This window comes from Psychrobacter glaciei (assembly GCF_014652895.1).
Taxonomy (GTDB): Bacteria; Pseudomonadota; Gammaproteobacteria; order Pseudomonadales; family Moraxellaceae; genus Psychrobacter; species Psychrobacter glaciei.
Genome location: NZ_BMZR01000001.1, coordinates 991,926 through 1,008,557 on the forward strand (window position 1 = coordinate 991,926; position 16,632 = coordinate 1,008,557).

A 16,632-nucleotide genomic window follows, 5' to 3' on the forward strand; every position below is an offset into this window, starting at 1 on the left:
AAATTGAATCAAATAAAAGTATGAATTTAGACGTATTAAAGCGAATGATAATTATTTATGTTAATAAGTTAAAGTAAACCCCGATACGGGGTATTTGTTTATGGGGATCGTGGTAATTTGCACGCTGAAGGAATTGTGAATAATAAAATCACCGCGATGACCACCAGTATTTCTTGGATCGCGCTTGCCATACCATCACTACTACCTGCTACTAATAACTGCGCACTTCGACTGTCTATATAAAGGGTGGACAGCGTGATAAATATGGTAGAGATGATGCGGCGACTGATGTTATTAAGTGCGGCTCCCTCAGTGACTGCGTCTTTGGGTAAACTGCTAAACCCAACGGTCGTGGTTGGCAGGTATGCTAGACCCACTCCGACACCGCGCATACTCATAATTAGCATTAATAGCCAAAGTGTGGGCTGATACAAGCACCATGCCAGCATCAAGGTAGACAGCGCACTAATCGCAATTCCTACGATGCCAATCCCTCTGGCACCTTGCTTATCTACCATCTTGCCAGCGTAATGCGTGGTGATACTGGCCACGAGCGTCGCGACCATCAGGACAACACCTGTCCATAAAGCACTCTCGCCCATCACGTCTTGTATCAGCACGGGTAATAACAAGAGACACAGCATCAAACCGACTGTTTGGCTAATGCTGATGATATTACTGTGCAAATAGGTTTTGTTGTTAAACAAACGCACGTTTAATAATGGATGTTTCTGCCGCCGCTCATAGGCCCACCAAACCATCGCGGACAGTAAAAATCCAATAGACAATAAACCCAAGGTAGCTATCTTTAATAAGCCATCACTGTTGAATAAGCCACCAGTAAAATCTATTTTCAGCGTGCTCAGCCAAACCATCATAGCCAGCAGCCAAGTAAGTAAGCTGATAAACCCGATGGTATCAAAAGGGCTTTTTTCATCATGTGAGCGCATGTCAGGTATTAACCACCACACCATCGTCATGACCGCCGCACTGAGTGGCAAGGTAATGGCAAACAGTGTCCACCACGCAAACTGCTCAACCAAATAAGCCCCCACCAAAGGGCCAAACGCCAACGACATCATAATAACAATGCCCCATAGCGCCATTACTCTGCCATGCTGCTGCTGCGGATAAATCTGATACAGCATACCAATAGAAAGTGGAATAATCAGACCGCCACTCAGCCCTTGTATGGCTCTAGCAATGATAACAAGGCTCATACTAGAGGCCAGCATGCCAATGGCTGAGCCTAGCATAAACCCAAAAATGGCCGCCAAATAAACATGCTTAAAAGGGAACTTTTTGTTTAAGTAGCCACTCAGCATTAGCCCTACGCTCATGGCCAAGACATAGGCATTTAGTACCCAACCGCCCATCACAATATCGACATCAAATACAGACATGAAGACAGGAATAGCCGGGTTAAGCGCGCTATTACTAAAGCTGACGACCGTACCGCCGAGTAGTAATGTCAGTAATACCTGCTGTACCTGTTTGTCGGTCAAGCTATGACTGCTAATATTCGAGGCTTCGTTTATAGGCGATTCATTAGTAGATGCCTTATTTATAGGGGCTTTATTTATAGGAGCTTTGCTCATTAAGCAGTGGCACCATAAAAGCTGAGATAACCTCTAGATTCCAAAAACTCATCGCGATTGCAAAAATACAAGGCGGCGGTCTTTTCTGGCATCTCAATCAGGCGTTGTACTCTATAGGCAAAGCTATCGGCCACCCACTGATACACCTCAACCTTGCTATCAGGCTCACCCACGATTTTTTTGGCCTCAGTATGCTCAAATATAAACTTGCTGATCATCAAACCCGTTGGTTTTAGATAGCCTTTGCCAACCACCGCTGGATCGCCAAGCAAAATATGCCAGCCCATGTCCGTCTCTTTGGCTTTGTAATAATGAGACAACCGGTCACGAGCCGTCTCATAAACCTCTGTATAGCCAATCGGCTTATCATCACAAAGTATGAGGTAGAGACGCTGATGATCATCGGCCAGCATTTTTTCAAAATGGGTTTTTAGTTGCGGCATTGGGAGATGTAGCTGCCACTGATCAACCACATGCTCAGCATGCATCCATTTATACAGCAATGGCATATCATCTGGGTATTTGACAGGTCTCAATGCAAACGTCTTTTGATAAGCTTCAATACTAAAAGTATCGGGTAGGTTTTGGGTGATGGTCGGCATGACTTGCTCCTGATTGTTATACAATTATATTGTTATGTGATTAATATGGTTTTTATGAAATACGATGCTTATAAAAACTACGCGCCAAAATTTTGAAACACTTTTAAGGCATCGGTATCGTAAGTCTGCTCACCTGTCAACTGATTGACGATACACCCTGCTCGATAAGCACCCAGCCCCAAGTCCGGTGCGCCAACGCCATGGGTGTGCACTTCTTGGTTTTGTACAAAAATTTTGCCATCAGTCGCGATGTCTTTTTGATGCGTCAATGCATATTTCAGTGCATAGTCTCTATCAATGACTGGCTGATCAAACTCATCGTGCGCGATGCTAGGCAGTATCGTGTTTAAACACTCAGGCAGACCGTAACGATAGCCTGTACCAGCAATCACACAGTCATACTCAGCAGTAAAATCTTGATTCTGCTCACGCTGTTTAACTACCAGTTTTATGGTGTCTGTCGGCTCTGGCGCTTCTAGCATTGTTGTCAGTGTTGCTTCAATTACTTCACAGTTAGACATTAACGTCGAATACAAATCTTGATTGGTAATACTGCGCTCATAGAGACGGTGATAGATATCGCGTATGGTCTCAAAGCCCATGCCTTTATAGAGCAGGTCTTGCTTGGCAGTGACTTGGGGCTTGGTTGCTGAGTCTAAATGATAAAAGTAATCTGTATATGCAGGGCTAAAATGCTCCAAGCCTAATGGGGAGTACTCCATGGGGAAAAATCCTGCCGAGCGAGTCATCCAATCTAGCTGAAACTTAGGGTAGTCATTAGTACTATCATCGCCATCAAACTGCTGATCAAACAGCGTTCGATACACCTCTGCTGAGGACTGCCCAGATCCCAACACCAATACTTTGGGTAACCCCTCTTCTACCTTACCGCTATTTGGCTTTAGACTATCTAAGTCAAAATTGTCTGCAAAATGGGCAGTGTGCATACAACGGTTGGGTGCTTGCTTGGCAATGTCTTGCAACGATAGTGGTAGCATGGCCTGTGTGCCCGTGCCTATGACTAAATTTTTAGCATGATAGGTGTTTTGTGTGCCCTGCTCACAGACGGTCACTACAAATCCATCATTGGTGTCGTCAAACGCCACGTCTATCACTGCCGCATCAAAGCTCAAACTATCCAGTTGCCCTGCTACCCACTGGCAATAATGGTTATATTCTTTACGATAAATTTTAAATTCTTCTAAAAAGTAAAACTTGAGCAATCGGTGCTGAGTATGCAAATAATTCAAAAAAGAATACGGACTGGTTGGGTCTATCATCGTCACCAAGTCTGCCATAAAAGGTACTTGCAGCGTAGTGTTTGGCAATATCATGCCTTTATGCCAATTAAACTCAGCCTTTTGCTCAAAAAACTTGGCGGTTACGTCGGTCTTTGTCAGTAATGCCGCCAAACTTAAATTAAACGGCCCTACGCCAATACCAATAATATCTAACACGGTCGCCCCTTAGTGATTACGTTCATTCTTATAGTTATTTCTGTGTTGCCCAACTTTTATCGTGTGCTAATTTTGCCGTTCCAATATGACGTGCTACGTCATCATAGGGTTTGGGATGTCGACATAAATAGACTGGGTTTCAACAGGTGCGGTCAGCTCATCGAGCGCATAGAGTCTGGTGAGTAGATTGCCCTTGAACGGCAATGTAGGACTACGCAACAACAAGTCAAATAACGAGCGATGCGGGTATTGTTGCTCTAACGCCATTAAGCATTCTTTAAACGTCGTAATTAATGTCTCCTCACTCACAAGCTGAGTACGAGCAATAGCAGTGATAAGACCAAATATACTGTTACCAACTAAATAATAGGCAAAGCGTGAGTCGGCAAAGTCTTCTGGAATGACACACTCTCCTTCGCTAATCAGCTCGGGATAAGCGTCAATGAGCGGCGTGGCATACTCTGCAATATAGCCAAACCCTTGATTGTCTCTGGCCCAAAATTTAGTAGGATAGCCGTCTTTTAGCTCGATCAGACTGTTTTGCTGATGTACCTCAAACCCAATACCATGCTGATAATACATATGAATAAGCGGTATAAAACCAACTTGCAAATAAGTGTCAAACCACTGGATAGCCACCTGTTCTAAAGGTTCATCTGTCCGTTTATGGATAGACTTAAACAATGTCTCTAAACGGTTGGTGAAACGGGTTGGATGGTCTTGGCTTAAGCTGGCAAGATTGGTGACTTGCGTATCTTCTGTAAAAGGATTATCACGTAAGATACAAATAGTCTCATCAATGATTTTTCCATCGACACGTAAGGCAATCCAAGCAGGGTCATTCAATACCGCAATCGTAGGATACTCGGTTTTGAGCTGAGTACCATAGTCGCTACGCCAGATTCGGCAGGCATGCATACCGCGTTTGCATTCTTTGGGCAGGTTAATCCGCACAGAATTGGTAATCGCTACAGACAACGACAGTTTAAACATCCAAGGCGCATCAAAGGCCGCCAGTGTGCGTACTGATGTAGTCGGATGCAGATACCAACCGAGTTCACCCAAGTCAAACAATTGGCCTTTTTCTAGCAATTTTTGATACCACGGCTGCTGCTGCAAAAACCTTGCTTGCCAAGGGTGCAATGGCAACAGCTTATAGTCTGGATGCTCATCCACAAGTTGCTGCTGATAGCCACTCATATCAGCTTGTAGCTTTGATTTGAGCGCTGTGGTAATACTCTCGCCATCTACGAATTCTTCTGTAATGCAGCTGGGGTGCACTAGCCAATAATGCAGCTGGGTTTTGCTACTGGTCTCGGGCGCATACTTTGCCCATTCGGCACCATAAAAACCAGCACGGCCTTTGGGTGTAGGGTGCATGGCATGACCGTAAATAAGGTTTTGTTCGGTCTGAATAAAGTCTTGCTGATAGTCAATGATGTCATCAATCTCATCATTGCGATGCTCTAAAATAATCTGCAACCCCTCATAACTCTCAATCCAGCGCTTTAATACACCATTGGCATCTAGCGTCGCTTTGTCTTTATAACGATGCACGATGTCTTCAATAATCAAAGACGCTAGGCTCATAGCGGAGGATTTTATCCATCGACTGTTTTGCAAAGGGTCGTCCAGTTGCGTGTCTAGTTTCGAGTCTGCTCGTATGCTTACCTGCTTATTCAATATAAGCGGCGTGCCCGCCAAACGGTGCTGACCCAATTGGCTCACTCTGTCGACAGGTACGACCATTACCGTGTTCGAAGGCAATAGCATTAGCACTAATAGAGGCTTATTTTGTGAGGCCTGCTTCTGTATATCATCCTGCTGTTCTACGGCAATAATATCGCCGAGCCCAGTTTCAAAACAATAAGCATTGATTAGATTTTGTAGTGTAAGTCGATCAAGCGTTTTATGCTGCATCATGTTATTTTTTCCCATCAACGTTCAGGTTGTCAGAATTGAGTCGGTTAAAACCAGCAATAGCCATCTGCTCAATGATGTCTGCAATATCATTGATTTGGGTATTGGGATTTAGAATGGTGAATTTAAGGCAAAGGCGCTGCTTAAACTGTGTGGTGGCCACATTGGCGATGTTATTGACCAATAACGCTTGAGCAATGTGGCGATTGAGCTGTGCGAGTTGGTCATCAGATAGCGCGGTATCTTTGGGTGTAAAGTAAAACAAAACACTGCTAATAATAGGCTCATGTACCAGTACAAAATTTTCATTTGCATCAATCAGCTGTGCCGCCTGCTTAGCAGTATCCAAACAGCTATCAATCAAGGCTGCATAGTCCTCCGTTCCCAGTAAGTCCAGAGCCATCCACAGTTTTAAGGCATCGAAACGGCGTGTGGTCTGTAAAGAGTACGTGACCAAGTTTGGAATGTTTTCCTGTTCGTCATCAGCAGAGTTTAGATACTCGCTATGATGGCGAATGCTCTCGAAATTTCGATTGTCTCGTAAGAGAAAAGCACCACAGCTAATCGGCAAGAAGAAATGCTTGTGAAAATCTAGAGTGATAGAGTCAGCTTGATTCAGACCGTTAATCAAGTGTCGATAACGCTGTGATAGTAGCAATGCCCCGCCCCATGCTGCATCGACATGTAGCCATATGTTTTCATCACGGCAAATTTTGCCGATAGCGATTAGAGGATCAATCGCACCCAAATCGGTGGTGCCAGCAGTTGCGATGATGGCCATTACATTGTCAGCGCCTAGACTATCTATCTGATGCTGTAAGTCAGACATCAGCATGGCGCCTGATGCATCGGTCGCTACTTTAATGACGGAACGTTGGCCTAGGCCCAGTAGCGCCGCGTTTTTTTCAATAGAAAAGTGCGCTTGGTCTGAGCATAGGATGTTGCCGCTAGGCTGACCCATCAGGCCGTCCTTTTGCACATCAACGCCCTTAGCCTTATAGAATTGATTGCGTGCCAGCAGTAGACCCATCAAATTACTTTGCGTACCACCACTGGTAAAGACACCACCAGCGTTACTGCTTTTTTGATTGCTATCGCTATTAAACTGGCAACGTTGACACAGCCAATGTATCAAGTCTTTTTCGATATAGGTCGCTGCTGGGCTTTGATTCCACGAGTCCATACTTTGGTTAGTGGCTGCGATAATCATCTCAGCAATCTGACCAATAACCAGTGTGGGTGGATGTAAGTGGGCTAAGCAATTCGCATTGGCCGTCGACACACAACTGGGTAAAAACTTACTTTGAATATCAGCGAGTATCGTGTCGATGTCTCGGCCTTGTTCACCGATGCTAAAGGCATTGGTTACTTGCACTTGTTGCGGTGTGCCGCCCAAATACACGTTATTGTCGTCTAGCCACTGTTTGATGACAGCGCTGGTTTTTTGCATATGCGTGACATATTGCGCACTGGTTTGCTGGTTTAATAAATGCAAAATGTCCTCACTTGTTTATTCTACGATGTATAAATCGCAAATAAGTGACTTATTATTAGAGTCGTTATCAGAGTTTTTTATAAAAGTGTGAATCATGCTAAAGCGCTGGCAAGACTATTGATTGTCCTCTAGCGCCATATCGAGCCTTTGCAAGACTTGCTGCAGCTCATCTTTGGTTATATTGAGTGGCGGTAATAATCGCAGTACTGTGCCACCGCGCCCGCCCTTTTCAATCACCAATCCATGCTTAAAACACGCTTGTTGGATTTTGGCAGCCACATCGCTGTCTGCTGGATAGCTGCCATCATTTTGTTTGGGCAGGCTGGGATTGATAATCTCTATGCCAATCATGAGACCACGTCCTCTGACTTGGCCAATTTGTGGATAGCGCTGTTGGCGTATTTTTAGCTGCGCCATGAACCATGTGCCTATTTCTAAAACATAGTCAGCAACGTTGTTGTCTTTTAAGTAATTAAGAGTGGCAAGGCCAGTCGCCATCGCCAATTGATTGCCTCTAAACGTGCCAGAATGATTGCCTGCTTGCCATACATCGTATTGTTTTTTGATGCCCAGTACCGCAAGTGGCAGCCCACCACCGATTGCCTTTGACATCACAATCATATCGGGATCAATATCCGCATATTGATAAGCGAACCAACGTCCGGTACGGCAAAACCCTGTTTGCACTTCATCGATAATCAGCATAATACCCAGCTCTTTTGTCACTCGGCGCACATGCTTCAACCACTCTATGGGTGCCGGGTTGACACCGCCTTCCCCTTGTATGACTTCTAAAATGACCGCTGCTGGTTTTACCACACCGCTCTCTACATCTTTTAGGAAGCTTTCAAAGTAGCTCATATGGGCATGAATGCTCTGCTCAAAAGGCAAGCCAAACGCGCAGCGATACATATTGGGATAAGGTAAGAACTGCACCGAGCTCATCAAGCCTTCGATACCTTGTTTAGGTGCCAAGTTTCCTGTCACAGCCAGAGCACCATGTGTCATGCCATGATAGCCACCGCTGAAACTAACCACACCTGAACGCCCCGTGACTTGTTTCGCCAGTTTGATAGCGGCTTCTACTGCATCAGCGCCTGTCGGCCCGCAAAACTGCAAGCAATACTCATCGCTATTGGTCGCGAGTAGCTTGTACATGAACTCGCTGAATTTATCTTTTAACGGTGTGGTGATATCCAATGTATGCATCGGTAGATTGCTGTCTAACAGCGCTTTGATGCTTTCTATGACCACAGGATGATTGTGCCCAAGCGCCAGCGTGCCAGCACCAGATAGGCAATCGATATACTTATTACCTTCCACATCGGTAATCCAAGCGCCTTTAGCTGATTGAATCGCAAAGGGCAGCTTACGTGGATAACTACGAACCTTTGATTCAAATTGTTCTTGACGATTTAAGTAGCATTCGTTATCACGTGATTCGTCTAATAAGATCGTGTCCATAGCTTCAGCCTTGTTATTGTCAGTAGTCTTGGATAAACATTCGAAAGTAAGGTTTGACGCTTACTTCTTAAAATAACGCTCATTATATTGAATAATAATGTAAATGATAATCATTATTATTAATGAGGCGTAGTATCTACTACCAATAACTGACTGTCAACCCAGTTTGCGAATTTTTCAGTAGATTAACACGATAAAGAGAGCTGTTAGCGTGAAGTTCAGAATGATGAATTAAAGATGAAGAAAACCATCATAAACCGTCAACCGATCAGTGACACACAGCTACCCAGCACAGATAGCTCTAGACTATCTGTGCTCGCCTAAATCATTTGCCAGTAACTATCTAAAACAGCGGTTATCTATTGGCTGAGGCTGGCACCTTACGAATGAGCCATAAAAAGTAGCCACCACCGATAATGGCCGCAATCGTGCCTGCAGGCAGCTCATAAGGGAAAATAACATAACGGCCAATCCAATCTGCTATCACCATCACGCCTGCCCCTAAAAGGGCAGCTAATGGCAATTGCCGTTCAAGCTTTACAGCTCCCAGTGAAGTAGCTAAGTGAGGCACCATCAAACCAATAAAGCTCAATGGACCAACGGCAAGCGTACTGGCCGTACTAAGCGCTGCCACTAATGCCAGTAGTGACAAGGTAACGGGCGTAACTGCCACACCCAGATTACGCGCCACACCTGTGCCTAAGCCAAGGACGCGCAAGGGTTTTATCAGCAGCAGACTGAGCACAAATAAGATAGCGGCAATACCAATGAGATACCATACCGTACTGGGCTGGGCGCTATAAGTTGTCCCTGACAGCCAGCTGAGCATAGCTTCTAAACGCGGGTCTCCTGAGAGCTTGACCATATGCATCACCCCATCCATCATGGCGGCAATACCTATACCTACTAATAATAAATAACCTGAGCTGACCCTGCGTGCCAGCCAAATAATCAATAGCAGCACAGCCATCGCACCTGAGAGTCCTGAAATCAGCAACGTCCCTGCTCCAGCAGATAGCCCTAAACTTGGTAATAATAAAAACCCTAAAATCACCCCCAGTGCGGCACCTGAACTGACCCCCAACACTTCAGGACTGGCCATGGGGTTACGCGTTAAAGTTTGTAATAGCACACCAGCGACTGCCAGCATCAAGCCTGTGGCCGCAGCGCTCAAACTACGAGGCAAGCGATACTGCTGCGTGAGTGCCCAGTCCGTACTGAGCCCCCAACCATTGATATCTTGTACAAACAAACAAGCCAGCATGATGACAGCGAGCACACTAACACCCCATCGCCAAAATGCAATGGATGTATGCTTACCGGTAAGCATCGGCGTCACTATCTCTATCCGCTCGCGGCGCTGACGTAAAATTAGCCAAATAATCAACGGTGCACCCAAGATACCTGTCATGGCACCAGCTGGAATCTGCATATCAAGTATCGGCTCAAGCAGTAACGCGACATTACTGGTCAATAACAACAGCAGCGCCCCTAACCCAAAGGCAGTGGCCAAACGCTTACCAATCGCGGAGATGCCAAGCGCATTAACCAAACTTGCCGCACCAAGACCGATAAAACCAATTAAACCAACTTCACTAATCACTAGAGCAGTCACAACGGCGACAATTAATACAACAAGTGCGCGAATCCCATTAATAGGCACACCCAGACGTTTTGCCTGCGTGTCATCTAGGCTCATCAGCGTTAATGGCTTTAGTAATGGCAGACATACAACCGCCATCAAAATAGCAGTGATGACTAGCGCGATACTGGTATGCCAGCTGTTTTGTGCCAAAAACCCAGCCGCCCATGACAGCATGCCATTGCTACGCTCAGCAAAAAACAACACCAGTACATTGGCTATGGCCGCCAGCAGAATATTGACCACCAAACCGGCCAATATCAAAATCAATGGGTTAAATCGACTGGGTGCTGATAAGGCAAATACCAGACCCATACTGATGATAGCACCGACAAAGGCTACATAAAGTCCGCCATAAATTGCCAAGCTTGGCAAAAATAACGTGACGATGAGCATGGCTAATTGCGCACCAACGCCGACGCCTAGCGTCGTATCTGATGCTAAGGGATTTTTTACCAATTGCTGTAATAGAATACTGACCACACCTAATAGCCCGCCAGCCAACAACGCCACTACGCTGGTCGCCACTATATGCAGCTGTATCGCCATACTGGCAATATCCAATTGCGAGCTTGGTATGAGCAAATCACTAATTGGGCGTGTCCACTGCTGATCTAGCAATACCCAACTACTCCATAATGACAAAGCCGCTAGTCCGATGAGCATGGCCCACAGTCGCCAAGACATACTGGCAAACAAAGAAGTCTGGGGGTTGGGTTGATTCGGTGGCGGCAATGAAGATGACGACGATAATAGTTTTGGAGTCGTTACGGTTTCAGAAGCTGATGTCATCGTATGAGCACTGTCGGTGTTGTTATTGATATGATTGTTGTGAGTATCTGCATTGGCGCTCATAGTACATCCCCGCCTTTTAATGATACTTCTGACAAGTTATTTGCTAGGCTGACCAATGACGACATACCGCCATAAATCCATACTGGTGGTAGCTCCGCCACACAGCGGGTATTGCCATAACCTAAACGCTGCCAAATCAAGCTATCATCAATTTCAGCTCTAGTGATTGGACTGAGTGGATCGATAATTAATAAACAAGTCTCATCATCTAATTGCGCCAAATCTCCCATCCGTATGGGCACAAATCCCCAATTATTGCCTTTGCCCAATACCACAAGCTCTTTACCCATTTGCTCTAACGCAGGTTGAAATAAGCTGTTTGCCACATACATACGCATATTGTTAGCATCCGCAAACTGCACCACCGCAAACTTTTTGACTCTTGGATAACGCTGCTGCAATTGCTGACTGGCTAGCTGTATGTCTTTTTGACTTTGTACAATATAGTCCTCAGCCATCTTTGGATTATCAATCAGTACGCCAAGCTCCCGCGTCGGTTCGGTATAGTCAGCCCACGTTGCCGTCTCTCCTTTGGCGGCAGACATCACAGACTCAGCAGGGACATCGCCGTATAAATTACGCGCATGCTCATAAAAGTAATTGTCTATAACCATATCAACAGGCAGTTGGGCGATTAGCTCAGCATTGGGCTGATAGCGGATACCCAAATCTACAGTTGATGAGGGCAATTTAGGGCTTCCCACCCATCTGTCCCACACCCTTATATCACCTGTCGCAATTGGTGCATGCCCCATCGCTGTCAACGTCGCCGCATTGCCCCAGTCAGGAGAGACGATGTTCATCCTATCGCTATGACTGTTTTCTGCTGCTGGGGTAATGCTTGATGGTAATTCATCGAGCTGATCGCTACTGTTTTGTGTGGACGTCTGGTTATTACAGGCCGTCAATACCAAGCACAATGAGAGCGCGAACCATTTCAGTGTTGTCACTGTTGGCACTGGCGTCACTGATACTGGCTTAGGCGTAACTATTGAACGTTTCGATGATTGTTCTGTATAAAGAATGGGAGGCATAGAAGCATATCTTTGTAGGCGAATTAAAAAAAGGCAGCAGAAACTAGAGGTTAAGCGACTGCGACAGGCTGTCCAGTAATGGGGTGACTGAGCAGCTGCATATCGACATTAAAGATATCGCGTAGCACGGTAGGTTGCATGGTACTGGCGATATCGCCGTTATGACATACCTGACCATTTTTCAGTGCGATGATTCGATCGGCATACTGCGCGGCCAAATTGATATCATGGATAATAATCACCACGCTCAAGCCTTGCTCATCGACCAAACGACGAATAAGCTGAATGACCTCGATTTGATAATGCATATCAAGGGCAGCAAGTGGCTCATCGAGCAATAGGTAACGGGTATCCTGTGCCAGACACATGGCGAGCCAAGCACGAGCGCGCTCACCGCCTGATAGTGTGGCCGTGATTCGATCAGCAAACGCTTCAGTTTGAGTCAACTTTAATGCTTGCGAGACTTTTTCTTTATCTATTTGAGTTGGCTTTTGTAGCCATTTCTGATGTGGGTAGCGTCCTAGCATGACCAGCTCACGCACCGTGAATCCAGCCGCTTCTGGCAATTGCTGCGGCAGATATGCCATTTGCCGCGCTAATTCCTTACTGCCGTAGTCATTGATACTGTGCTCATCTAAAGTGACATTGCCGCTACTACTTGCCATCTCGCCTGCCAATGCTTTAATCAAGGTCGACTTGCCAGAGCCATTGTGTCCAACCAAAGCCACCAGTTGATTGGTATCAATCTCACAGCTCACATTGTCTAATAGAGTATTTCCTTGACGGCTGATAGTCAGCTGGTTTGCACGTAGCATATAAGCACTCATTGTTGATAAAAGTAATATGTCATAAGAATGATGGTGTATCGATCATTGGTTATAGACCAATTTTTGAAGATCAAACTATAATAAGAATTGATTTTACTCGTAAATGATAACAAAAACAATTATCATTAACTAGGGCGTGTCCTCAATTCAATCGATGAATATCTAAATGGGCTAAAAATGGCTAAATTTTGCCAAACTTCGTCAAACAACTGGGTAATATCACGATATTAACTGCGCTATTTTCCTTGTTTGACTGCAATTTATCTCATTTCTATCACCATTTTTAAAATGAGGAAACGCCCTAAAAACTCATTCACTTTAATTTCAACGCTCTGTTGATTGCGAGTATTTATATGACTAACCAGCTTTTAGCTACTACAGAAAACGCCAACAACCAAAACAGCCAATACACCTCATTAAATGACTCTGAAATAGCCAGTGTCGTCGCTCATATAAATGAAGAGCATCTCGATGAATTACTCGGATTTTTGAGTGTATTTACCTCACTATCCACAGCTGAATTGGATCGCGTAGATGCACAGATAACCGATATTTACGCTGAAGGCATTACAATACAAACCCGCCAAAAAAATTCAAAGTATCAACCGACTAACGCTCAAGATAACCCACTCCATGACCAGATTTTTTTTATTAATTTTGCCACACCTATCTCGCAGCTTGATGATTTACAAGCCCAATATATCTTGCTAAAACAAAGAGCAGATAAAAAGCTGGGCAAAAAAACAATCAAACTGACCAAGCAAGTATTTGATGTACAAAACAGTTATAACGTCAGCAAAAATATGCTGCGCCTTGAATTGAGCATGCCGTCATTAGATGACACTCAATCAAATGATGATGTTCAATTAAGAAATACTAAGGGCACAACAATCTCGACCTCAGTACCTACTAACGAAGCAGGTTACGCGTATTTATTTGATTTAGAGCACAATGCAATGACGAATGCATTGATGACTGACAGCACTAATGATAGCGAAAAGGAAAACGTATGCCCTGCTCGTCCTCACTGCTATTACACTTTAAGAAAAGCATGGCAAGCTGATGATGAGATAAGAGTTTGGGTCGATGTTTTTTTGCATGGGGATACGTCTGGTGGCAACTGGGCAGCAGCACTACAAGCAGGCGAGACCGTTGTCACAAAACGAGAGTTTCCAGAAAAGGTAGAGCACTTACGAGACGGTCAAGCGGTATTGATTGTTGATGAGACCTCGATGCCAACGGCAGCACGACTGCTGGAGCTATGGAACAATCCTACGCCACCATTGGTCATTTGTGTGACGCAAGATGCAGACGATCAAAGCTATTTTGATACTGTAAAAATGCGCAGTGGCATTGATAACATTGGTAATGACAACAGAAATACTGACAGTGACAGTGACAGTGACACTGATAATGATTGCGATACTGAAAGCCGCAAGGATGATCATTTTACCGTATTGCCTATAGTGACCAATCAACCAAACTCAGGATCAGATTTAGCCACGCTGATTGACAGTACATTAGGTGATTATTTAACTGACAACCCTCTACAGATTGATAAAGTTTGGGGCGCACTAGAAGCAAATACTGCCAAAGCACTGCGCCCATTGTTGAGAGAGCGACTAGAACTCAGTCGTACCGATGTTGTGGTAAAAGTATATTGGCGTCACGATTAGGTTTGCATAAATGACGTTATATCTCTGACAATACCGGAGCGCTTTATTTTGATAAAAGGGGTCATAATAACTTTGCGCTAGTACTCTGCGCTTTGCACCATCAAAAAGTGTTTCAGATTAGAGAATCATTTATTAGAGAATCATTTATTAGAGAGTCACTTATTAGAGAAGCAGTTAGTGGTCTTTTAAATGGCTCTTGTTCCCACTGAGCTATTTAAATCTAACGCATTGAATTTGATGCCGTCCAAATTTGCACAGAACAGTACTATGACCCTGATTAAGTGATTCTGTGCAAGTACAGGAGCATGCGTTTTTGCCTAAAGGCGCTCAAATCCTCTTTTATCGAATGCAAATCTTGATAGGCTTCTCCATATTTATGGTGCTCACCACTCACTAATCGCCCGCACGCCAATTGAGATATAGCTTAGTCACTCTATCTTCACTATACTAGATTCATCCCCAAGTGAGCCTTGGGAATAATTAAGACTTAAGTTACTATAATAAATAGTTTTATTCATATATCTGGTAATAATTAGTGTCCATACCAGTGTCCAATGATCTTTTTAGTTTATACAAAGTATGACTTTCAGTAGTCATCATTGTTTTAGAAACTATACTCTCAAACGAACTTATAAATATTTTGGACACATTCCACCTGCAACATTTACGGATATACATAATGGCTGTCAATACTATAAACGATATCAATAAACTTGAATGCCGAGATAAAGATTATTCAATCAGTATTTCAGGCACTTCTGGTCTAAGTGTTCGTATTTACCCAAATGGCAAAAAAGAATACTACCTTCGTTATTCGCATCCACATATCGACGGCAAACGACCTAGAATGATGCTTGGTAAGGTTGATGATATTAGCTTGTATGAAGTTAAGCATAAAGCCGAGTCCATACTCACTCTAGTCTCAAAAGGCTCTGACCCCAAGGCCATACAGCAACAAGAACAAGTTAATAAGTATGCTCATCTAAAAAACGCCACGTTTGCTGAGGTTGCACAGGCTTGGAGAGACCACAAGATAGGGAGTCGTCATCATAGTAAGGCTAAAAAGCCCTCGTTTAGTGAGTCGACCCTCAAGTTTTGGGATTTGTGTCTAGGATATATGTGTCGTGAGATTGGCGACTTAAAAATGAATGATATCACTAGCGAAATTATTTTGGGTGTATGCGAGGCCATTCAAAACAATGAAAACCAAGCCACCTTTGTTGGCGCAAGTACCCGACTTTATACTGAAAAAGTATTTTCGTTCGCGGTAGCGCGAGGATTATGTGACAAAAATGTGGCAATGGACACGCGCGGTGAGCTTGCCCCAGCCCATTCAGGCAATCATTTGCCAGCCATCACTAAGCCTGATAAGTTTGCAATATTGTTACGAGACATGGACTCATTTAAAGGCGCAAGCGCCATTACGATAGAGGCAATGAATCTGTTGCCTTATGTGTTTGTGCGTAGTATCGATTTGCGATCTATGCGCTGGCAGGATATAGATTGGGACAATAAGCTATGGGCGTTCTCCCCTACCAAGGGCGAAGGTCGTGAGGACATGGTGTCGCACTTAGTTGTACCATTAGCGACACAAGTAATTGCACGTTTAAGGAATATACAGTCAATCACAGGTCATAAAGAGTGCGTATTTGCATCGATGCGCGCCTCAAGCAATTCATATATTAGCAAAGCAACCCTAGTACAGATATTTCATCGGCTTGGATATAAGGATGTGCAATGCGCTCATGGATTTCGGGCATCGGCCAAAACCTTGCTGATGGAGCAACCCGAACTGCGCTATTCGGACATCGTGACAGAGTTGCAGCTGGGCCATAGAATCAAAGACACGCATGGCGGTGCTTATAACCGGCTTGATGAGATCGATACCAGAGTGCAAATGATGCAGGATTGGGCCAATTATATAGATGGGCTGCGGAATCATAAATCAGGTATAAACTTTAGCAAAACATGACAGAACGTACCTGTAAGACCTATATGCACACTTAAAAAGCATCGAATAACTCCGACAATCTCCGCATCCTCCTCAATACCTTACTAACGA

General features: G+C 44.5%; 11 protein-coding genes. 2 read left to right on the forward strand and 9 right to left on the reverse strand.

The features are described from left to right. Positions 1-98: 98 nt before the first annotated feature. The 9 genes from IE130_RS04085 to IE130_RS04125 form a co-directional block, all read right to left on the reverse strand. Positions 99-1,598, reverse strand: a complete 1,500-nt coding sequence (locus IE130_RS04085; RefSeq protein WP_189582022.1) for an MFS transporter — start codon at positions 1,596-1,598, stop codon at positions 99-101. Next, the gene (locus tag IE130_RS04090) at positions 1,598-2,200 is read right to left on the reverse strand and encodes a GNAT family N-acetyltransferase (protein WP_189582025.1); all 603 of its coding nucleotides are present in this window, start codon (positions 2,198-2,200) and stop codon (positions 1,598-1,600) included. The genes IE130_RS04085 and IE130_RS04090 overlap by 1 nt, the downstream gene beginning before the upstream one ends. A 77-nt stretch (positions 2,201-2,277) precedes the next feature. Next, positions 2,278-3,657 carry a lysine N(6)-hydroxylase/L-ornithine N(5)-oxygenase family protein gene (locus IE130_RS04095; protein ID WP_189582028.1) on the reverse strand — a complete coding sequence of 460 codons (1,380 nt, stop codon included), beginning with the start codon at positions 3,655-3,657 and terminating at the stop codon, positions 2,278-2,280. Positions 3,658-3,750: 93 nt separating this feature from the next. Next, a complete protein-coding gene (locus tag IE130_RS04100) occupies positions 3,751-5,580 on the reverse strand; it encodes an IucA/IucC family protein (RefSeq protein WP_189582030.1) in 1,830 nt (609 codons plus the stop codon). Between the two features lies 1 nt (position 5,581). Beyond that, positions 5,582-7,072: a pyridoxal phosphate-dependent decarboxylase family protein gene (locus IE130_RS04105; protein ID WP_189582033.1), complete on the reverse strand. Its 1,491-nt coding sequence runs from the start codon at positions 7,070-7,072 to the stop codon at positions 5,582-5,584. 114 nt (positions 7,073-7,186) lie between these two features. Next, entirely contained in the window at positions 7,187-8,536 is a 1,350-nt protein-coding gene (locus tag IE130_RS04110; RefSeq protein WP_189582036.1) for a diaminobutyrate--2-oxoglutarate transaminase family protein, read from the reverse strand. A gap of 355 nt (positions 8,537-8,891) precedes the next feature. Continuing rightward, positions 8,892-11,033, reverse strand: a complete 2,142-nt coding sequence (fhuB, locus tag IE130_RS04115; RefSeq protein ID WP_189582039.1) for a Fe(3+)-hydroxamate ABC transporter permease FhuB — start codon at positions 11,031-11,033, stop codon at positions 8,892-8,894. Further along, entirely contained in the window at positions 11,030-12,067 is a 1,038-nt protein-coding gene (locus tag IE130_RS04120) for an ABC transporter substrate-binding protein (RefSeq protein WP_189582042.1), read from the reverse strand. Before IE130_RS04120 ends, fhuB begins: the two co-directional genes overlap by 4 nt. Positions 12,068-12,117: 50 nt before the next feature. After that, on the reverse strand, positions 12,118-12,882 hold the full coding sequence (locus IE130_RS04125) for an ABC transporter ATP-binding protein (protein WP_189582045.1): 765 nt from the start codon (positions 12,880-12,882) through the stop codon (positions 12,118-12,120). Positions 12,883-13,247: 365 nt separating this feature from the next. Here IE130_RS04125 and IE130_RS04130 point away from each other — a divergent pair, with 365 nt between their 5' ends. Together IE130_RS04130 and IE130_RS04135 are read left to right on the forward strand one after the other, a co-directional pair. After that, positions 13,248-14,570: a DUF2470 domain-containing protein gene (locus tag IE130_RS04130; RefSeq protein ID WP_189582048.1), complete on the forward strand. Its 1,323-nt coding sequence runs from the start codon at positions 13,248-13,250 to the stop codon at positions 14,568-14,570. A 679-nt stretch (positions 14,571-15,249) separates the two neighbouring features. Then, on the forward strand, positions 15,250-16,542 hold the full coding sequence (locus tag IE130_RS04135) for a tyrosine-type recombinase/integrase (protein ID WP_189582050.1): 1,293 nt from the start codon (positions 15,250-15,252) through the stop codon (positions 16,540-16,542). The last annotated feature ends 90 nt before the right edge of the window (positions 16,543-16,632 follow it).